Annotated in this window: 18 protein-coding genes; 10 read left to right on the top strand and 8 right to left on the bottom strand. The window is 73.2% G+C overall.

The annotated features are described in order from the left end of the window. Positions 1–3 precede the first annotated feature (3 nt). Positions 4–1497 carry a cytochrome P450 gene (locus tag Q8A52_RS23890; protein WP_316754981.1) on the top strand — a complete coding sequence of 498 codons (1494 nt, stop codon included), beginning with the start codon at positions 4–6 and terminating at the stop codon, positions 1495–1497. Here Q8A52_RS23890 and Q8A52_RS23895 read toward each other — a convergent pair. From Q8A52_RS23895 to Q8A52_RS23910, 4 genes are all read right to left on the bottom strand, one after another. Further along, positions 1491–2444 carry an RluA family pseudouridine synthase gene (locus Q8A52_RS23895; protein ID WP_316754982.1) on the bottom strand — a complete coding sequence of 318 codons (954 nt, stop codon included), beginning with the start codon at positions 2442–2444 and terminating at the stop codon, positions 1491–1493. The two genes, Q8A52_RS23890 and Q8A52_RS23895, sit on opposite strands and share 7 nt — an antisense overlap. 53 nt (positions 2445–2497) lie before the next feature. Next, the gene (locus Q8A52_RS23900) at positions 2498–2641 is read right to left on the bottom strand and encodes a hypothetical protein (RefSeq protein ID WP_316755262.1); all 144 of its coding nucleotides are present in this window, start codon (positions 2639–2641) and stop codon (positions 2498–2500) included. 157 nt (positions 2642–2798) lie between these two features. Further along, a complete protein-coding gene (locus Q8A52_RS23905; RefSeq protein ID WP_316754984.1) occupies positions 2799–3647 on the bottom strand; it encodes a siderophore-interacting protein in 849 nt (282 codons plus the stop codon). Between the two features lie 114 nt (positions 3648–3761). Continuing rightward, positions 3762–4691, bottom strand: a complete 930-nt coding sequence (locus Q8A52_RS23910) for a 5'-3' exonuclease (RefSeq protein WP_316755249.1) — start codon at positions 4689–4691, stop codon at positions 3762–3764. Positions 4692–5389: 698 nt separating this feature from the next. Here Q8A52_RS23910 and Q8A52_RS23920 point away from each other — a divergent pair. Together Q8A52_RS23920 and Q8A52_RS23925 are read left to right on the top strand one after the other, a co-directional pair. After that, positions 5390–5959: a helix-turn-helix domain-containing protein gene (locus Q8A52_RS23920; protein ID WP_316754987.1), complete on the top strand. Its 570-nt coding sequence runs from the start codon at positions 5390–5392 to the stop codon at positions 5957–5959. Beyond that, positions 5959–6678: a helical backbone metal receptor gene (locus tag Q8A52_RS23925; RefSeq protein WP_316754989.1), complete on the top strand. Its 720-nt coding sequence runs from the start codon at positions 5959–5961 to the stop codon at positions 6676–6678. Before Q8A52_RS23920 ends, Q8A52_RS23925 begins: the two co-directional genes overlap by 1 nt. Here Q8A52_RS23925 and Q8A52_RS23930 read toward each other — a convergent pair. Continuing rightward, on the bottom strand, positions 6590–7717 hold the full coding sequence (locus tag Q8A52_RS23930; protein WP_316754991.1) for a TDT family transporter: 1128 nt from the start codon (positions 7715–7717) through the stop codon (positions 6590–6592). The genes Q8A52_RS23925 and Q8A52_RS23930 overlap by 89 nt on opposite strands. 70 nt (positions 7718–7787) lie before the next feature. On the opposite strand from Q8A52_RS23930, the gene Q8A52_RS23935 reads away from it, so the two are divergent. After that, the gene (locus tag Q8A52_RS23935) at positions 7788–8708 is read left to right on the top strand and encodes a LysR family transcriptional regulator (RefSeq protein ID WP_316754993.1); all 921 of its coding nucleotides are present in this window, start codon (positions 7788–7790) and stop codon (positions 8706–8708) included. A 19-nt stretch (positions 8709–8727) separates the two neighbouring features. Here Q8A52_RS23935 and Q8A52_RS23940 read toward each other — a convergent pair whose 3' ends face one another. Further along, the gene (locus Q8A52_RS23940; RefSeq protein WP_316754995.1) at positions 8728–9414 is read right to left on the bottom strand and encodes a gamma-glutamyl-gamma-aminobutyrate hydrolase family protein; all 687 of its coding nucleotides are present in this window, start codon (positions 9412–9414) and stop codon (positions 8728–8730) included. Positions 9415–9510: 96 nt separating this feature from the next. Beyond that, entirely contained in the window at positions 9511–10248 is a 738-nt protein-coding gene (locus Q8A52_RS23945) for a FadR/GntR family transcriptional regulator (RefSeq protein ID WP_316754997.1), read from the bottom strand. Positions 10249–10343: 95 nt separating this feature from the next. On the opposite strand from Q8A52_RS23945, the gene Q8A52_RS23950 reads away from it, so the two are divergent. From Q8A52_RS23950 to Q8A52_RS23965, 4 genes are read left to right on the top strand one after another with little or no spacing between them, the layout of a single operon-like run. Continuing rightward, positions 10344–11702, top strand: a complete 1359-nt coding sequence (locus Q8A52_RS23950) for a glutamine synthetase family protein (protein WP_316754999.1) — start codon at positions 10344–10346, stop codon at positions 11700–11702. Positions 11703–11713: 11 nt separating this feature from the next. Beyond that, entirely contained in the window at positions 11714–13078 is a 1365-nt protein-coding gene (locus Q8A52_RS23955) for an aldehyde dehydrogenase family protein (protein ID WP_316755001.1), read from the top strand. A 7-nt stretch (positions 13079–13085) separates the two neighbouring features. Then, a complete protein-coding gene (locus Q8A52_RS23960; RefSeq protein WP_316755003.1) occupies positions 13086–13868 on the top strand; it encodes a 3-oxoacyl-ACP reductase in 783 nt (260 codons plus the stop codon). A gap of 27 nt (positions 13869–13895) precedes the next feature. Next, positions 13896–15119 (top strand): HAD family hydrolase, encoded by a 1224-nt coding sequence (locus Q8A52_RS23965; protein ID WP_316755005.1) that lies wholly within the window; start codon positions 13896–13898, stop codon positions 15117–15119. A gap of 15 nt (positions 15120–15134) precedes the next feature. Here the strand turns inward: Q8A52_RS23965 and Q8A52_RS23970 are convergent, their stop codons facing one another. Beyond that, positions 15135–16337, bottom strand: coding sequence for an amino acid deaminase/aldolase (locus tag Q8A52_RS23970; protein WP_316755007.1), 1203 nt, complete (start codon positions 16335–16337; stop codon positions 15135–15137). A gap of 276 nt (positions 16338–16613) precedes the next feature. Between Q8A52_RS23970 and Q8A52_RS23975 the strand changes: the two genes are divergently transcribed. Together Q8A52_RS23975 and mycP are read left to right on the top strand one after the other, a co-directional pair. Next, positions 16614–18539 carry a hypothetical protein gene (locus Q8A52_RS23975; RefSeq protein ID WP_316755009.1) on the top strand — a complete coding sequence of 642 codons (1926 nt, stop codon included), beginning with the start codon at positions 16614–16616 and terminating at the stop codon, positions 18537–18539. Further along, the gene (mycP, locus tag Q8A52_RS23980) at positions 18536–19741 is read left to right on the top strand and encodes a type VII secretion-associated serine protease mycosin (protein WP_408649240.1); all 1206 of its coding nucleotides are present in this window, start codon (positions 18536–18538) and stop codon (positions 19739–19741) included. The genes Q8A52_RS23975 and mycP overlap by 4 nt, the downstream gene beginning before the upstream one ends. Positions 19742–19759 lie beyond the last annotated feature (18 nt).

Here is a 19759-nt window from a genome sequence, read left to right on the forward strand (position 1 = left end):
ACTGTGACGCCTGAATCCCACTCCCCGACCGGTACGGACGACCCCATGCTCGGCCCGCCGCCCGGCTGCCCGGCGCACGGCCTCGGACCCGGGGGGCTGCATCGGCTGTACGGCCCGGAGGCGGACGACCTGGGCGACCTGTACGAGCAACTGCGGGAACAGTACGGGCCCGTGGCGCCGGTGCTGCTCCACGACGACGTGCCGATCTGGGTGGTCCTCGGGCACACCGAGAACCTGCACCTGGTCCGTACCCCCTCGCAGTACACCCGGGACAGCCGCATCTGGACCCCGCTCCTGGAAGGCATGGTCAAGCCCGACCATCCGCTCATGCCGCACATCGCCCGGCAGCCCATCTGCTCCCACGCCGAGGGCGACGAGCACCAGCGGCTGCGCGCGGCGGTCACCGGCGCCATGTCGACCATCGACCACCGCTACATCCGCCGCTACATCGGCCGCTACACCCAGCGCCTGGTCAACGAGTTCTGCGAGACGGGCCGGGCCGACCTGGTCTCCCAGTTCGCCGAGCACCTGCCGATGGCGGTGATGTGCGAGATCCTCGGCATGCCGGAGGAGTACAACGACCGGATCGTGCAGGCCGCCCGAGACATGCTCAAGGGCACCGAGACCGCGATCGCGAGCAACGAGTACATCATGGGCTGCCTGATGCGGCTCACCGAGCGCCGCCGCGCCCGACCCGAGGAGGACTTCACCAGCCACCTCATCAACCACCCGGCGCGGCTGACCGACGACGAGATCGGCCAGCACCTCAGAGTCGTGCTCATCGCCGCCTACGAGGCCACCACCAACCTCCTCGCCAACGCGCTGCGCATGGTCCTCACCGAGCCCGGCTTCCGCGCCCAGCTCAACGGCGGCCAGATGACGGTGCCGGAGGCGGTCGAGCAGTCCCTGTGGGACGAGCCGCCGTTCAGCGCCGTCCTCGGCTACTTCGCCAAGCAGGACACGGAGCTGGGCGGTCAGCGCATCAGCCGGGGCGACGGTCTGCTGTTCGCCCCGGCTCCGGGCAACATCGACCCTCGGGTACGGCCCGACCTGTCGGCCAGTATGCAGGGCAACCGCTCCCATCTCGCCTTCGGCGGCGGCCCGCACGAGTGCCCCGGCCAGGACATCGGCCGTGCCATCGCCGACGTCGGCGTCGACGCGCTGCTGACCCGGCTGTCAGACATCCAACTGGACTGTGAGGAGGACGAGTTGCGCTGGCGCTCGTCCATCGCCTCACGGCATCTGGTGGAGCTGCCCGTGCGGTTCGAACCGAAGCCCCAGCAGGACGTCACGCTCAAGCCCAGCCCCGCCCCCGTCCCGCCGCAGCGCGCCCACTGGCAGGTCACCACCGCTCGCCCGCAGCCGGCACCCGCCGCCGAGCCCGGCCCCGCGGCCCCGAGCCCGGCTCCGGCTCCGACACCTCCCGCGGCACCTCTGGCACCGGCTCGCCCGCGCGGTGTCTGGCAGCGCGTCAAGCGCTGGTGGCGCGGTCACTGACCGGCCCACCGCGCATACGAGGACCAGGCCTCCAGCACACGCCCGCTGGAGAACCGGTGCTCCACCCCCGTGACCGGATCGGTGAACTCCAGCCTTCGCGCCAACAGTTGGAGCGGACGCCGGAAGTCACCGGCCGGTACGGGGCCGGTCACCTCCGGATACAGAGGATCGCCGAGGATGGGCACACCCAGGGCGTTCAGGTGCACCCGCAGCTGATGGGTCTGCCCGGTGCCGGGGGTCAGCCGGTAGCGCCCCAGTCGGTCGTCCTCCCGGTGCTCGAGCAGCTCGACCCGCGTCACCGCGTTCGGCTCGCCCTCGACCTCCCGCGCGGCCATGACCCCGCGCTCCTTCACGATCCGGCTGCGCACGGTGCGGGGCAGGGCGAGCGCGGGGTCGTACGGGGCGACGGCCTCGTACTCCTTGCGCACCAGCCGGTCGCGGAACAGCGTCTGGTACGCGCCGCGCTCCTCGGGCCGCACGATGAACAGCACCAGCCCGGCCGTGAGCCGGTCCAGCCGGTGCGCCGCGGAGAGTTCCGGAACGTCCAGTTCCCGCCGCAGCCGGGCCAGCGCGGTCTCGGTGACATGGCTGCCGCGCGGTGTGGTGGCGAGGAAGTGCGGCTTGTCGGCCACGATGACATGCGCGTCGCGGTACACCACCGTCAGCGGGAACGGCACCGGCATCTCGGCGGCGAGTTCCCGGTGGAACCACACGTACATCCCGGGCACGTACGGGGCGTCGGCCGCAACCGCCAGCCCGTCGGCCCCGACGATCCGCCCCGCGTCCAGCATCGCCTCGACCACCCCGGGCCCGGCCCCGGACAGCCGCTCCACCAGATGCTCGCCCACGGTGGCCCAGGACCCGGCCATGGGCAGCCGCACCCGCACCGGGTCCACCCCCTCGCGCTGGGGCAGGGGGGAGGGCGGGGTGCGGGTCTTGCGTCTCATCGGTGCCCAGCGTAGGCGTTACGCGGGCACCGGCTCGGCCGCCTCCGGCTCGATCACGACGGTGCGCGCCCGGTGGACGCGGTAGGCGGCCCCAGCGCGACCGAGGAGGAACATTCACCGTGAACCGGCGGGAAGTACCGGTGTCCGCCCGTCGAGTCGTAGACCGCCGCCCGCGGCCGGGCGAGGTTGGTGGTCATGGCCAGACCGTGGAGGAGGGCGAGCGCTTTGACCGGAAGCGGCGTCGCCCACCAGCTGGAAGCCGGACCCGAGCGCGGGGAGTACCTCGGACAGCGCACGGCCGGCTCCGCGAAGCAGGCCGCGCCGGCAGCCGGGGGTGCCGCCGCTGCCGCCGTCCTACGCGGCGGCTGCCGAGCCGCCCTCCTGCTCCGCCTCGATGCGCGCGTTCCAGTCCCGCTTGGAGGCCTGCCAGCCGTCCTCGTTGTGGCCCAGGCGCCAGTAGCCGGAGATCGACAGGTCCTCGCGCGGGATCTCGCGCTCGACCCGCAGCAGCCGGCGCAGCTCCTTCACGAAGCTCGCCTCGCCGTGCACGAAGGCGTGCACCCGGCCCTCCGGGAACTCAAGCGCCCGCACGGCCTCCACCAGGGCGTGGCCGATCGGCCGGTGCCCGCGGTGCAGCCAGACGACCTCCACATCGGAGTCGATCTTCTGCTCCTCCTCGGGACCGGAAACCTCCACGAAGGCAACGGCCTTGGCGCCCTTGGGCAGCGCCTCCAGGGAACGGGCGATCGCGGGCAGCGCGCTCTCGTCGCCGGCGAGCAGATGCCAGTCGGCGCCCGCGTCCGGTGCGTAGGCGCCGCCGGGACCCATGAACCGCACGACGTCGCCCGGTTGTGCCCGCAGCGCCCACGGGCCGGCCAGGCCCTCGTCGCCGTGGACCACGAAGTCGAGGGTGAGCTCATGGGTCTCGGGGTCCCAGTCGCGCACGGTGTACGTCCGGGTCACCGGCCACTGCTCGCGCGGGAACTCCTCCTGGATGCGCTGCAGGTCGAAGGGCTCCGGATAAGTCACGCCCTCGGGGCCGAACAGGAGCTTCACATAATGGTCGGTGCAGGTGTCCGCCGCGAAGTCCGCGAGGCCGTCGCCGCCGAGCACCACACGCTGCATATGCGGGGTCAGCCGTTCCGTGCGAACGACCTGGGCGGAATGGGGCTTGCGCGGCCTGCGTGCCGGGCGCTCTGCCATGTCGGCCTCCCTGCTCCATTGGTTAGGTTTACCTAAGTTAGCATCCCCTTTCGGGTGACACCTCCATCATGCGGACCGGTTGAACGTGTTTTGCCGGAAAAAAACTCGGGCCGCTCAGGCCCCCAGCGTCGTCAGCAGCCGGTGCAGGGAACCGCCCAGACCCCAGCGCACCGCCAGCGCGTCCAGCCCCGCAGGGTCGCGCGGCGTGTGCGGCAGCGTCGTGTCGACCTCCGGCAGCGGCACGTCCGCGGCCACCCGGACGACCTTCGGCGCGACGGCCACATACGGCCGGGCCTCGTCGAGGCGCTTGCGCTGCGACGGCGTGAGCTTCGCCTTCGGGTCGTCGACCGCCGCCATGATCCCGTCCAGGTTGCCGAACTCGGCCAGCAGCTTGGCGGCCGTCTTCTCGCCGATGCCGGGCACGCCGGGCAGTCCGTCGCTCGGGTCGCCGCGCAGCAGCGCCAGGTCCACGTACCCGCTGCCGTCCACCCCGTACTTCTCGCGCAGCAGAGCCTCGTCGGTCATCTGCAGGGTGCCCACGCCCTTGAGGGGGTACAGCACCCGCACTCCGCGTGCGTCGTCCACCAGCTGGTACAGGTCGCGGTCACCGGTGACGATGTCCACCGGGCCGTCGGCGCGCGCGGTGAACGTACCGATCACGTCGTCGGCCTCGTACCCCGCCACACCGACCCGCGCGATGCCCAGCGCGTCGAGCACGTCCTCGATGACCGGCACCTGCGGGGAGAGCGTGTCCGGCACCTCCTCCTCGTCCGGTCCCACCTCGTGCTCCTCGGCCACCCGGTGCGCCTTGTAGGAGGGGATGAGGTCGACCCGCCACTGCGGCCGCCAGTCGGCGTCCATGCAGGCCACCAGGCGGTCGGGCCGGTGGTCCTTGACCAGCCGGTCGATGAAGTCCAGCAGCCCGCGCACGGCGTTCACCGGCGTGCCGTCCGGCGCCTTCACCGAATCGGGGACGCCGAAGTAGGCGCGGAAGTACAGCGAGGCGGTGTCGAGGAGCATCAGTCGTCCGGTCACGCATCGCATCATGCCGTACGGCACTGACGGTCACCCGCCGCCCCGAACCGGCAGGGACCGCAGCCGGCGCCGGCGCGGGCGGTCCGTGAACAACCACGGCCGCGCCGAACTGGAGCAGCACGAGCACAATGGTGACCTCGCCCGGAACGGGGACGATCACGTTCGACTTGTCGCCCGGCGTCGCGAAGACGGTCGGCAGACCGATCGGCAGCACCAGCGAGAGCACCGCCCACGCCCAGGAGTGAGCGGCCAGGGCCCGGGGTGTGGCCACCCAGGCCACGAGTTCCGTCGCGAAGCGCAGCGCGGAAGCGAGACGGTGGTCCGGGCGTTGCACGGTTGTCCCCCCAACAGTGATGCCAACCACCGGCGGTGATCCTGGGCGCCTTCACCGTCCACGAGAAGGATCCGGCCAACCACATAGCGCTACGTCCTCGCCCGAGTTTCGCGTCCCCGCAACCGGGAGCGGCCGACCGCGCACAGTACCGAGGGGGTGACGCACGATCACGGCCCCGGGACGGGGCGGGCGCACGGGCTCGTCCACTGGCGCGAACCGTAAGGGTCACACCCATGCGATGTGACATGGATGTGACGGCCGCATGAAACGGTTTGCCGAACATGCGTAGGGTGCAGAGAACTCATCAGACGCGATGTGCCCGATGCCGGGCACCCGCAGAGCGCAGCGACGAGCGAAGGAGGGAGCCGGAGCGATGGGCGACCACAAAGAACAACAGCCCGTGCGGGTGGGCGCGGCCGTCCGGCGGCGACGCCGTGCGCTGGAACTCACCCTCGCCGTCGTATCCGAGCGCTGCGGACTGTCGGTGCCCTTCCTGAGCCAGATCGAGAACGACCGGGCACGCCCCAGCACAAGCTCCCTGGAGAAGGTCGCCGACGCCCTGCGCACGACGGCCGTCGAACTCCTCGCCGCCGCCGACCCCGCCTGCAGTGTCGGCGTCGTGCGCTCCGACAGCCCCGAGCAGGACTTCACCCCCCGGGTGCGCTCCCTGGTCCGCGGTCACCATCAGCTGCACGCCTCGGAGTTCACCGGCGACCATGACGCAGGGCGCGAATTCCAGCACCGCAACGACGAGTTGATGTACGTCGCGGACGGCGCCGTGGAGATCGAGGCCGAGGGCCGCGCCTACCGGCTCGGCCGCGGCGACACCCTCTACCTCACGGGCGGGGTCCGGCACCGCTGGCGGGCCACGGTGCCCGACACCCGCGTGATCGTCGTGGCGGTGGCCGAGCACATCGAGGCGGTCCAGGACCGGTCCCGCTAGTGCGGGTCGTCTCGCTGGTCCCGTCGCTCACCGAGGCGGTGGCCGTGTCCGCGCCCGGTGTCCTGGTCGGCGCGACGGACTGGTGCACCCATCCGGTGGGCCTGGACGTCACCCGGGTGGGCGGCACCAAGAACCCCCGGCTCGACCGGATCGTGGACCTCGCCCCCGACTTGGTGATCGCCAACGAGGAGGAGAACCGCGCCCCCGACCTCGACGCCCTGCGTGCGGCCGGCCTTCAGGTCCTGGTCACCGAGGTCCGGGACGTGCCGCAGGCCTTCCGGGAACTGACCCGGGTGCTGGCCGCGTGCGGCGCGCCGGAACGCCCCGGCTGGCTGGCGGAGGCGGAGCGCACCTGGTCGTCGCTGTTGGCACCCGCTCCCCGCGCCACGGCGGTCGTAACGATCTGGCGGCGCCCGTGGATGGTCCTGGGCCGGGACACCTTCGCGGGCGACGTACTGAACCGCCTGGGCGTCGACCACCTCTACGCGGGGCACGCGGACCGCTACCCCCGCATCCCGCTCGACGAGCTGCGCGCGGCGGCTCCGGACCTGGTCGTCCTCCCGGACGAGCCGTACCGCTTCACGCCCGAGGACGGCCCGGAGGCCTTCCCGGGACTGCCCTGCGCCCTCGTCAGCGGACGGCACCTGACGTGGTACGGCCCGTCACTGGCCGAGGCGCCGCGGGTGCTGGCCGAGGCCCTGCGAGCAGCTCACCGCTGAGCAGCCCGCGCGCCGTGCCGGAGGCCGCCGCCGCCCAGGCCGCGACGAGCACGGCGTACAGCCCCACCGCCAGCCAGCCGTACACGGCCAGCCCCGTGTGCCGGGCGAGCGCCGCGGCCCCGGTGACACAGGTGCCCACCGGAAAGGTGAACGCCCACCAGGTCATCGCGAACCCCATCCCGTGCCGCCGGGCCCGCACCACATGGGCGGCGGCCAGCCCGGACCACAGCAGCGCGAAGCCCATGACCGGCACTCCGTAGAGGACGGCGAGCAGACCGAAGCCCTGGTCGTACGGTGCGGGCACGACCCCCGGCGCGACGTCCGCGAACATCCCGACGGCGGTGGTGGACTGCCCGAGCGGCCCGAGGACCAGGAACAGCGTCGGCGTGAGCGCGAGCGGCAGCGGGCCCGAGGTGATCAGCCGGGCGAAGACGACGGGCAGCATCAGCAGTGTGGCGAGCAGACTGAGCCCGAACATCGCGAAGCAGGCGAGCAGCAGGGTCTCCCTGGGCTGCCCGGCCGGAAGATGCGGCACGAGGGCAGGCCCGAGCGCGGCGGACACCATGGGCGCGACCAGCGGCAGCAGCCACACGGGCGTGGCCTGCCCCGGTTCGATCCGGTGCCGTACGGCCATGAGGTACGGCACGGCGACGGCCGCCGCGAGCCCGACGACCGTACCGGCGACGAACAGCACGCTGTCGAGGGCGACCGCCGCCCGGATTCCGATCCAGTCCCGTCCGACGGCCATCGCGCCGCCGCCGACGGCCAGCAGGGCCATGGACAGGCAGCCGTAGAACGGGGCCGTCGCCGGGTCGAGGAGGTGGGCCCGGGCCTGGTCGCGGTGGTGGGTCCAGTGCAGGGCGCGGGCGCCGAGGAGGACCAGGAGCAGCACGCCCGAGACCGCCCACACGACGGTGCACGCGAGACGCAGGGCGCCGCTGTGCAGGGGGAGTGCGGCCCCGGCGGTGCCCACGACCGCCGTGCCCATGACGGATGCGTACCAGTTGGGCCCGAGATTGCGGACGGCTGCGGTGACCATGGCTCCACCGTCGCGCGGGCGGACGCCTGCGACCAGGGAGTTCGTCCCTATGAGGGCATAAGCTGGTTTTATGAGTGATGCGGAGGAGCGGCGCGGACCCGGGACCCTGGCGCACCGGGTGCCGGACCTCGGGGCCCTGGAACTGCTGCTGGCGGTGGCCCGGCTGGGCAGTCTCGGGGCGGCCGCGCGGGAGCTCGGCATCACCCAGCCCGCGGCCAGCAGCCGGATCCGCTCGATGGAACGCCAGCTGGGTGTGGCCCTCGTGGACCGCTCACCGCGCGGTTCCCGGCTCACGGACGCCGGCGCGCTGGTGACGGACTGGGCCAGGCGGGTCGTGGAGGCGGCGGAGGCCTTCGACGTGGGGGCGCAGGCGCTGCGCGACCGCCGCGACTCACGTCTGCGGGTCGCGGCCAGCATGACCATCGCCGAGTATCTGCTCCCGGGCTGGCTGCTGGCGCTGCGTGCCGAGCGCCCCGACACGGCGGTGTCGCTGCTGGCCGGCAACTCGGCGGCGGTGGCGGAGCGCCTGCTGGCGGACGAGGCCGACCTGGGCTTCGTGGAGGGCCTGACGGTGCCTCCGGGTCTGGACTCCGCCGTGATCGCCCATGACCGCCTGATCGTCGTCACGGCCCCCGCCCATCCCTGGGCCCGCCGCAGACAACCCCTCCCGGCCACCGAACTGGCGGCCACCCCGCTGATCCTGCGGGAGCGAGGCTCCGGCACCCGTCAGGTCCTCGACGCCGCCCTCGGGGGCCTCGCCCGCCCGCTCATCGAACTCTCCTCCACCACGGCGGTGAAGGCATCCGCGGTCAGCGGTGCGGGCCCGGCGGTCCTCAGCGAACTCGCGGTCCGCGAGGAGCTCGCCATGCGCCGCCTGGTGAGCATTCCCGTCGACGGGGTCCTGCTGGCCCGGGACCTGCGCGCGGTCTGGCCGACAGGGCACCGGCCGACGGGGCCGGCGCGGGAGCTGCTGTCGCTGACGCGGGGGTGAACGCCTCGGTGCGGGCCGCTCACGAAGCGGCCCGCACCAGCTCCCGCATCACCCGCAGGTCCTCACCCATCTCCGGATGCCACTGCACCCCCAGCAGCCACCCGTCGCCCAACGCCGGCTCGATCGCCTCCACCGTGCCGTCCGCCGCGTACGCCGAGGCGACGAGTCCTTCGCCCAGCCGGTCCACCGCCTGGTGGTGGAACGTCGGCACGGACGTCTCCTCCGGGACTGCCTGCGCGTACCGCGTCCCCGGCACCGGCTTGACCGAATGCCGGCTGAACACCCCGGGAGCCTCCGCGTGCCCGTCGATGTGCTGGGTGAGCGTGCCGCCGAGGGCGACGTTCAGCAACTGCATGCCCCGGCAGATGCCGAGGAGCGGTACGCCCGCGTCCAGGGCCGCGTCGATCAGGGCGAGTTCCCAGGCGTCGCGCTCCCGGGCCGGCGGCCCCGTGCGGGGGTCGCGCTCCGCGCCGTACCGCACCGGTTCGACGTCCGGACCGCCGGCGATCGCCAGGCCGTCCAGCCGCGCCACGGCCGCGGCCGCGTGCTCCGGCTCGTCCGGCGGCAGCATCGCGGCCAGCCCCCCGGCCCGCTGCACCAGCCGCGGATAGCCGGCCGGCAGCAGCGCGGCCTCCAGCACCCACGCGCTCCACCGCACCTCGGACTCCAGATAGGTACTGATGCCGATCAGTGGCCTGCCCGCCATACGTCCTCACGCTCCCCGCAATGGATTGAGTTCATACCTTTGCCGAGGTGCCGGTGAACGGCAAGCCCTCGCTCCCGGCGGGGAGTCCCGCGCCCCTCAGGCCAGGAAGCCCCGCAGCAGCGCGGCCGTGCCCGCGCAGTGCTCCCGCATCATCTCCCGCGCCCCGTCCGCGTCGCCGTCCAGCACGGCCTCGACCAGCGCGATGTGCTGGCGCTGCGAATGCTCCAGATTGCGGACCAGCAGCGGGATGCAGTCGAGCAGGTCGTTCACCGTCGCCCGCACCGCCGCGTACTGTGCGGTCAGCGTCGGCGAGCCGCACAACTCCGCCAGGGTGAGGTGGAGCAGCGTGTCCAGGCGCCGGTAGTCGGCCAGTGGAGCGTCGTGCGTGCGGGCCAGCGCCTCGCGCAGCCGTCCTGCCTGCTCGTCGGTCAGGCCGTGCGCCGCGCACAGCCCGGCCGCGCCCACCTCGAGGACCTCCCGGAACCGCAGCATGTCCTCGATGTCGACCTCGGCGATCCGCCGCCGCAGCTCGTCCTCGCCGCCGGCATCGGTCCGCGGCAGCACGAACGTTCCGCCGTACCGCCCGCGCCGCGACTCCACCAGCCCCTGGTCCTGCAGCACCTTCAGCACCTCGCGGAGCGTCACCCGGCTGATCCCGAGCCGCTCGGCCAGTTCCCGCTCGGCGGGCAGCCGCTCGCCGCCCGGCACCAGACCGAGCCGCACGACCTGCAGGATCTGCTCCAGAGCCTCCTCGAAGCCGTTCCCCGCACGCACCGTCCGCAGCACCGGCGTGAGACGGTCGCCCACCCTCCCCGGGTCAGTGTCCTGCGACATCCGGCCGTACCCCCTTCCCAAGCAATGGTTCTCCGCAATACCTTATGGCTCCCGGCCCGGCCGAAAAAGCGCGAAGAAGCCGAAGGAGCTCTCCCGTGGCAGACCGCACACCCCCGCTCAGTGTCGAGGAGCTGCACGCCCTCGTCGCCAGCGGTGAGATCGACACTGTCGTCCTGGCCTTCCCCGACATGCAAGGGCGACTCCAGGGCAAGCGGTTCGCCGCACGATTCTTCCTCGACGAGGTTCTCCACCACGGCACCGAGGGCTGCAACTACCTCCTCGCCGTCGACACCGAGATGAACACCGTCGACGGCTACGCGATGTCCTCCTGGGACCGCGGCTACGGCGACTTCGCCATGCACCCCGACCTCTCCACCCTGCGCCGCGTGCCCTGGAACGCCGGCACGGCCATGCTCATCGCCGACCTGGCCTGGGAGGACGGCTCCCCGGTGGTCGCCGCGCCCCGCCAGATCCTGCGCCGCCAGCTGGACCGCCTCGCCGAGCTCGGCTACACCGCCCAGGTCGGCACCGAGCTGGAGTTCATCGTCTTCAAGGACAGCTACGAGCAGGCCTGGGACGCGAACTACCGGGATCTGACCCCGGCCAACCAGTACAACATCGACTACTCGGTGCTCGGCACCGGCCGCATCGAGCCCCTGCTGCGCCGCATCCGCAACGAGATGGCCGGCGCCGGACTCACCGTCGAGTCCGCCAAGGGCGAGTGCAACCCCGGACAGCACGAGATCGCCTTCCGCTACGACGAGGCCCTGGTGACCTGCGACCAGCACGCGATCTACAAGACCGGAGCCAAGGAGATCGCCGCCCAGGAGGGCGTGTCCATCACCTTCATGGCGAAGTACAACGAGCGCGAGGGCAACTCCTGCCACATCCACCTCTCGCTCGCGGACGCCGACGGCAACAACGCCATGGCCGGACCCGGCGGGATGAGCGAGGTCATGCGGCACTTCCTCGCCGGACAGCTCGCCGCCCTCCGGGACTTCTCCCTCCTGTACGCCCCCAACATCAACTCCTACAAGCGGTTCCAGCCGGGCTCCTTCGCCCCGACCGCCGTCGCCTGGGGCCACGACAACCGCACCTGCGCCCTGCGGGTCGTCGGCCACGGCCGCTCCCTGCGCTTCGAGAACCGGCTGCCCGGCGGCGACGTCAACCCGCACCTCGCCGTCGCCGGCCTGGTCGCGGCGGGTCTGTACGGCATCGAGCAGAAGCTGGAGCTGCCCGAGCCCTGCCCCGGCAACGCCTACACCGCCGATTTCGAGCACGTCCCCACCACGCTGCGCGAGGCAGCCGAGCTGTGGGAGAACAGCCCGATCGCCAAGGCCGCCTTCGGTGACGAGGTCGTCGCGCACTACCGCAACATGGCGCGCGTCGAGCTCGAGGCCTTCGACGCCGCGGTGACCGACTGGGAGCTGCGCCGCTCCTTCGAACGCATGTGAGAGGTCCTTCCGTGTCGAACGAGTCCGAGCTCCAGGTACTCAACCCGGCGACCGAGGAGGTCGTCGCCACCGTCCCCGCCGCCGACGCGGCCGAGGTGGACCGCGCCGTCGCCCGCGCGACGGCCGCCCAGCGGGGGTGGGCCTCCGCGGCTCCCGCCGACCGCGCCCGCCTGCTGCGCCGCTTCGCCGACGTCGTCGACGCCCATGTCGAGGAACTGGCGCAGCTGGAGGTCCGCGAGGCCGGCCACCTCCTCGGCAACGCCCGCTGGGAGGCCGGCAACGCCCGCGATCTGCTGCTGTACGCGGCCGGCGGCGCCGAACGCCTCCTCGGCAAGCAGATCCCCGTGCCCGGCGGCTGGGACGTCACCTTCCAGGAACCTCTCGGGGTGGTCGGCGTGATCGCCCCCTGGAACTTCCCGATGCCCATCGCCGCCTGGGGCTCCTTCCCGGCGCTCGCCGCGGGCAACGCCGTCGTCCTCAAGCCGGCCGAGACCACCCCGCTCACCGCACTGCGCCTCGCCGAACTCGCGCTGGAGGCGGGCCTGCCGGAAGGGCTGTTCCAAGTCCTCCCCGGATACGGCCACATCGCCGGCCGCGCCCTGGTCGACCACCCGGACGTGGCGAAGATCGTGTTCACCGGCTCCAGCCGCACCGGCCGCGAGGTCATGGAGCGCTGCGCCCGGCTCGTCAAGCCCGTCACCCTCGAACTCGGCGGCAAGAGCCCGAACATCGTCTTCGCCGACGCCGACCTGAAGTCCGCGGTCGACCCGTTCTCCTTCCTGGACAACTCCGGCCAGGACTGCTGCGCCCGCACCCGCATCCTCGTCCAGGAGTCCGTGTACGACGAGGTCCACGAGTTCCTCGCCGACGCCCTGTCGGCCGTGGTGGTGGGCGACCCCGCCGACGAGAAGACCCAGATGGGCCCGCTGATCTCCCGTCAGCAGCTGGACCGCGTACGGTCCTTCGTGCCGGACGACGCCCAGGCGCTGCGCGGCAGCTCGCCCGACGGACCCGGCTTCTGGTTCGCACCGACCGTGCTCACCGGGGAGCGGCCGGACTCCGAGGCGGCCCGCGAGGAGATCTTCGGCCCGGTCGCCGTCCTTCTGCCCTTCACGGACGAGGAGGACGCCGTACGCCTCGCCAACGACACCCCGTACGGCCTCGCCGGCTCCCTGTGGACCCGCGACCTGGGCCGCGCGCTGCGCGTCTCCCGGGCCGTCCGTGCGGGAAACCTGTCCGTCAACTCCCACTCCAGCGTCCGCTACTGGACCCCGTTCGGCGGGTTCAAGCAGTCCGGCCTCGGCCGCGAACTGGGCCCGGACGCCCTGACCGCCTTCACCGAAACCAAGAACGTCTTCATCAGCACGGAGGCCTGAGCCGCTCATGACCGACGAAACCATCTGCCGCCGCCTGGTCGGCCGTACCGCCGTCATCACCGGAGCCGGCAGCGGCATCGGCCTGGCCGCCGCCCGCCGGCTCGCCTCCGAGGGCGCCCACGTCGTCTGCGGCGACGTCGACGAGGCCCGCGGCAAGTCCGCCGCCGACGAGGTCGGCGGGATCTTCGTGAAGGTCGACGTCACCGACCCCGAGCAGGTCGAGGCCCTCTTCAAGACGGCCTTCGACACCTACGGCAGCGTCGACATCGCCTTCAACAACGCCGGCATCTCGCCGCCCGACGACGACTCCATCCTGGAGACCGGCCTGGAGGCCTGGAAGCGCGTCCAGGAGGTCAACCTCACCTCCGTCTACCTGTGCTGCAAGGCCGCCATCCCCTACATGCGCCGCCAGGGCAAGGGGTCCATCATCAACACGGCGTCCTTCGTGGCCCGGATGGGCGCGGCCACCTCCCAGATCTCGTACACCGCCTCCAAGGGCGGCGTGCTGGCCATGTCCCGGGAGCTCGGAGTGCAGTTCGCCCGCGAGGGCATCCGCGTGAACGCGCTGTGCCCGGGCCCGGTCAACACTCCGCTTCTGCAGGAGCTGTTCGCCAAGGACCCGGAGCGGGCCGCCCGCCGTCTGGTGCACATCCCGGTCGGCCGGTTCGCCGAGGCCGAGGAGATCGCCGCCGCCGTCGCCTTCCTGGCCAGCGACGACTCCGCCTTCGTCAACGCCACCGACTTCCTGGTGGACGGCGGAATCTCGGGCGCGTACGTCACACCGCTCTAGGGGGCAAACCGGTACGGTTCGGGTCATATGCGACACCTTCTCGCGTGGACCCTGGTCGCGGCCGCCACCACCCTGACGGCCGCGACCCCGCAACCGCCCGCACCCTCCGACTGCCCGCGGCTGACCGGCACTTGGTACGGCGACGACCGCGCCCGCCTCCAACAGGTGATCGACACCTACGGCACCTGCTCCGGGCACCGGGGCGCGGTGGCCGCGTTCGACTGGGACAACACGGTCACCAAGAACGACGTCACCGACACGACCCTCACCTGGGCCCTGCGCCACGGGAAGCTGCTCCGCCCGGACCATTGGACGGACACCAGCACGTGGCTGACGCCGGCCGCCGACAAGGCCCTCGGCAAGGCCTGCGGCACCGGCACCGGCCCCGTCCTGTCCGGCTCCCGCTGCGCGGACGAGATCCTTGAGATCCGCGAGAACGCCACCACCACGACCGGCGCCCCGGCCTTCGCGGGGACCTGGAACCACCGGCGCACCGTCCCGCAGTACGCCTGGGTGCCCCAGCTCTTCACCGGCCGCACCCCCGCCGAACTCACCGCCTACACCGCGGCCGCCCGCCGCGAGGCCCTGGCCGCCCCCGTCGGCGCGACCCGCACCCTCGGCACGCACACCCTCCCCGCGTACGTCCGCCACTACGACCAGCAGCGCGACCTGATCCACACCCTCCAGCGGGCGGGCTTCGACGTCTACATCGTCTCCGCGGGCGCCGAGCCCATCACCGAGGTCTGGTCGGCGGGCGTCGGCATCGACGCGGCCCACACGATCGCCATCCGCCCGGTCCTGGACCACCAGGGCCGCATCACCCCCCGGAACGAGGGCTGCGGCGGCATCCCGGCCACCCGGGGCGAGGTGATCCCCTACATCGACGGCAAGCGCTGCTGGATCAACCAGGAGGTGTACGGCGTCCGGGGTGCCGCGGCCTGGCAACGGCAGCCCTGGCGGCGGCGGCCCGCCCTCGCGGCCGGCGACGCCGACACAGACGTCACCTTCGTCGGCGACGCCACCGGCGTCCATCTGGCCGTCAACCGCAACAAGCCCGAGCTGATGTGCCGCGCCTACGACGACGCCGACGGACGCTGGCTGGTCACCCCCATGTTCATCGACCCGCTGCCCCGCAGGCCCCACCCGTACCCGTGCTCGACCACGGCCTACACGGCCCCCGACGGCACCCACGGGCCGCTCCGGCGGGAGGACGGCTCGCCGGTCCCGGACGAGCCGGACACCGTGTACTGATCAACCGTGCACCGATCAGAGGAAGGTGCGGCCCTCGCCCCGGTACGTAGGCACGGTGGCGGTCACCGCGTCCCCCTCGATCAGGTGCAGCGCGTCGAAGCGCTCGCACAGCTCGCCGGCCTTGGCGTGCCGGAACCACACCTTGTCGCCGATGAGGAGGTCGTCGGAGGGCGAGCCGAGCAGCGGGGTCTGCACCTCGCCGGGGCCCTCCTGGGAGTCGTACTGCAGCCCCTCGGGCAGATACGGCACCGGCAGCCGGTCCGGCCCGGCCACGCCGGAGGCCGGGTAGCCGCCGCCGAGCACGGTCACCACGCCCACCCCCGGCCGCCGTACGACGGGCAGGGCGAAGAGGGCGGCGGGACGCCCCTTGAAGGACGTGTAGTTGTCGAAGAGGCGCGGCACATACAGTCCGGAACCCGCGCCGATCTCGGTGACGGAGTCCTCGGCCGCCGTGTGCTGCACACTGCCCGTGCCACCGCCGTTGACGAACTCCAGGTCCGGCGCCACGGCCCGGACCGCCCGCACCACCGCGGCGCGCCGCTCGGCCAGCTCGCGGCGGGCGGTCGCCTGCATCAGCCGTATCGCGCGGGAGCGCAGCGGCCGCCCGGCGACGGCGTCACCGACACCGGCGATGTGCCCCTCGTAGGCCATGATCCCCACGAGCCGGAAACCGGGCCGCCGGGCCACCACCCGCGCCAGCTCCGCGACCTGGGCGGGGGAGTGCAGCGGCGAACGCCGTGCCCCGACCCGCACCCGTCCGCCGAGCAGCTTCAGCGCGGTGTCCAACTCCAGGCAGACGCGCACGACTTCACGGCCGCCGGTGCGCGCGGCGTCGATGAGGTCGAGGTGGGCGACGTCGTCGACCATGACGGTGACGGCCGAGGCGAGCTTGGGGTCGCCGGTGAGCTCCGCGTAACCGGTGCGGTCGGCGGACGGATAGGCGAGCAGGACGTCGTCGAAACCGGAGCGGGCCAGCCACAGGGACTCGGCGAGGGTGAAGGACATGATGCCCCGGAAGCCGTCCTTCGCGAGGACGCGTTCGAGCAGGGCACGACAGCGTACGGACTTGCTGGCGACACGGATCGGCTTCCCGCCGGCCCTGCGGGCGAGATCGTCCGCGTTGGCGTCGAAGGCGTCCAGGTCCACGATCGCGAGAGGGGCGTCGAGATGGGCGGTGGCCCGGTCGTAACGGGCCCTGTCGGCGGCGCGCGCAGTCATGCACGAAGCCTGCCAGACAGGATTACCGCAGGGTAGGGGGACGTTCCGGGCAGATACCCCCGGGGTCACGGACTGGTTCCCGTTCGCCCTGCGACACCCCGTAGAGTGACGCGCACGCACGACGGAACGACTCCGGCCGACGCCCTGCGCCGGGATGCCGGGCCGCCGCTGCGGGTATGCGTGCCTGGGGGCGGACTGATCCGCACCGGGCCCGGGCGACGAGGACGGCGGCCCGCGTACGAGGAAACGGCCCGGGCACAAGGAAACGGGGGGTGCATGAGCAGGGAAGCGCAGCACGCCCCGATCCCGCCCCGCCCCACGACACCTCCGCCCGGCCACCCCGACGACTCCGCCTCCGGCGAGGCCACGACGAGAGGTGACCTCGCCGAGGGCAGGCCACTGCCGGGCGGGCCGTCCGGGAGCCGTCGCGTAGGTCCGGGTGCCCCGGCCGGCAGCCGCACGCCTGGCTCGAACGTCCCCTCGGCCGAGTCGGTGTCCCGGAGCGGCGGCGAGGACGACGCGGGCCGCACCGCTTCCGGTCCCCCGGACGGGCAGCCCCGCTTCCCCACCCTCCGCCCGTTCCGCCTGACTCCGAGCACGACGTCCGCGCCCCCGCCGCCGGCCTCCGCCCGATTCCCCGACGCACCGCCCACCGCCGGTCGCGAGCCGCTTCGCACGAGCGCCGACCAGACCGGACCGGGAGCCACGGCGCCGCCCCGGCGGCCCGGCACCCCGCCGGCCACTCGGCTGGAGCGGCCCGCCCGCCTGCGACCGGTGCCCCCGGCCCGGACGCCCGAGCCGCCCACCGGCCGGGCCGCCGGCGCCCCGGCGGCCCCGTCGGGCCCGGCCTCTCCCGCCGTACCGCCCAGGCCGGCGACCCGGCCGGACTCCGCCTCTCCCGCCACGACACCCGCGCCGGACGCCCGCCCGGGTTCCGCGGGCATACCACCGCAGCCTGATCGGGAACCGGACTCCAGGAGTGCCGAGTCCCTCGGGCGTACCGATTCCGCTGCCGTGCCGCCCGAGCCGACCACCCGGCCCGACGGGCACCCGGCTGGTGTGGCGTCCCGCGCTGCCGATGCCTCGGGTACCTCGGCTCCGCCGCGCCCGGTGAAGTGCGACCCGCGCCACCTTGCCGGCCCGCCCGCTCCGTCGTCCGCGCCCCCTTCGGCGGGCGGCGGGGCGTCCGGCAACGTCACTTCCCCGGCGCCGGTCTTCCCGCCCCGCTCGGCCGACGGCGTGCCCCCGCGGCCCGTCGGTGAACCGGTCTCCGGCCAGGCGTGGGGTCCGGCCCGGGTGGGCGACGCCCCGGCCTCCCAGGCGCCCGGCTCGTCGGCGAGCCACGTGTCCCCGGACCCGGCCCTTTCCTGGAGCGCGGCCCGGCATGTCGTGTCGTTCGGGGACGCCGAGGGGTACGACGAGCGCGGGCGGCCCCGGCCGCTGGGGGCGTGGGTGGCGCCGCGAACCGCCGCTGCCGCCGCCTGTGTCGTGCTCGGACTCGGGCTCATCGGCGGTGCGGTGACCGGGAGTTGGCTCACCGGTGACTCGGGGAGCCCGGGGACCGGCAACGGATTCACCGCGGCCGCAGCGATGTGGCACAACGTGCCGGTCGACGAGTTGTTCCCGCCCGCCGTCGAGGGCAACGGCGCGGGACCCGGCGGCGCCGACCGCACCTGGACCCGTGTCGCCGTCGCCCCGGACAGCGGCTGCGCGCACGCCCTCGACCCGCTGCTGCGCAAGGCCCTCGCCCCCGTCGGCTGCCAGCGTCTGCTCAGGGCCACCTACACGGACGCCACCCAGAGCTATGTCACCACCGTCGGCCTCCTGTTCACCAAGGCCGACTCCGCGGCCATGACCTCCCTCGCCACCCGCTTCAAGAAGGAGGGCCTGGACCGCCGTACCGACCTGATGCCCCGCCCGTACGCCGCAAAGAACACCGTCGCCGCCGCCTTCGGCGCCAAGCAGCGCGCCTCCTGGACCATCTCCGTCCTCACCGACGCCCCGGTCGTGGTCTACGCGGTCTCCGGCTGGGCCGACGGACGTACGGCCGACTCGCCCCTGCCCGCCGCCGACGCCATGGAGTCCGGCGCCACCAGCGCCCCCGCCCAGGCGGGCCTCGGCCAGGAGGCGCAGGGCCTCGCCGACCGCATCCAGCGGCGCCTGCGCCAGACCGTCAGCTCGGCCACGGAGACGCCCTCATGAGGCGTTGGATGTGCGGCTACCGCCGCGTGGGCCGCCTGACCGGCCCGGCCCTGAGCCTCCTCCTCGCCGGCTCCCTGGCCCTCGTGCCGGCCACCACCGCGTACGCCGACGGCATCCGCGCCCAGCAGTGGGCCCTGTCCGCCATGCACACCCGGCAGGCCTGGCAGACCACCAAGGGCAAGGGCATCACCGTCGCCGTCCTGGACACCGGCGTCGAGTCCGACCATCCCGACCTCGACGGCAACGTCCTGCCCGGCAAGGACCTGATCGGCTTCGGCGCGAAGCGCGGCGACCGAGCCTGGGCCCGGCACGGAACCGCCATGGCCGGGATCATCGCCGGGCACGGCCACGGAATCGGTGACGCCGACGGCGTCATGGGCATCGCCCCCGAGGCGAAGATCCTGCCCGTGCGGGTCATCCTCGAGGACGGCGACACCGCCCGCGGCAAGGCCCGCAGCACCCGCGGCAACGCCCTCGCCGAGGGCATCCGCTGGGCCGCCGACCACGGCGCCGACGTCATCAACCTCTCCCTCGGCGACGACTCCGCCTCCGCGCACCCGGAGCCGAGCGAGGACGAGGCCGTGCAGTACGCGCTCAAGAAGGGCGCAGTCGTCGTCGCCTCCGCGGGCAACGGCGGCGAGAAGGGCGACCACATCTCGTACCCGGCCGCCTACCCCGGTGTCATAGCCGCCGCCGCGGTCGACCGCTACGGCACCCGCGCCTCCTTCTCCACCCGCCGCTGGTACGCCACGGTCAGCGCGCCCGGCGTCGACGTCGTCATCGCCGACCCGGACCACAAGTACTACGAGGGATGGGGGACCAGCGCCGCCTCCGCCTTCGTCTCGGGCGCGGTGGCCCTGGTCAAGGCGGCCCACCCGGGGCTGACCCCGGCCCAGATCAAGAAGCTCCTCGAGGACACCGCCCGGGACGCGCCCAGCGGGGGCCGCGACGACTCCCGCGGCTTCGGCTTCATCGACCCCGCCGCCGCCATCAAGGCCGCCGCCCGCCTCAAACCGCAGGGTCTCCACTCGGCCGCCTACGGCGAGAAGTACTTCGGCCCGGGACCCGACAGCGCCAAGGCCACCGACGGTACCGCCGGCTGGGCCGGCCCCCTCGCGGGCGGCGCCGGCGGAGTGCTCCTCGTCGCCGCCGTCGTCCTGTGGCGGGGCCGCCGCGAGTCGCGCCGGTTCGGCGGCTACTGACACTCCTGGGCGGACCCC

The organism is Streptomyces herbicida (genome assembly GCF_032656585.1).
In the GTDB taxonomy this organism is placed as follows: Bacteria; Actinomycetota; Actinomycetes; order Streptomycetales; family Streptomycetaceae; genus Streptomyces; species Streptomyces herbicida.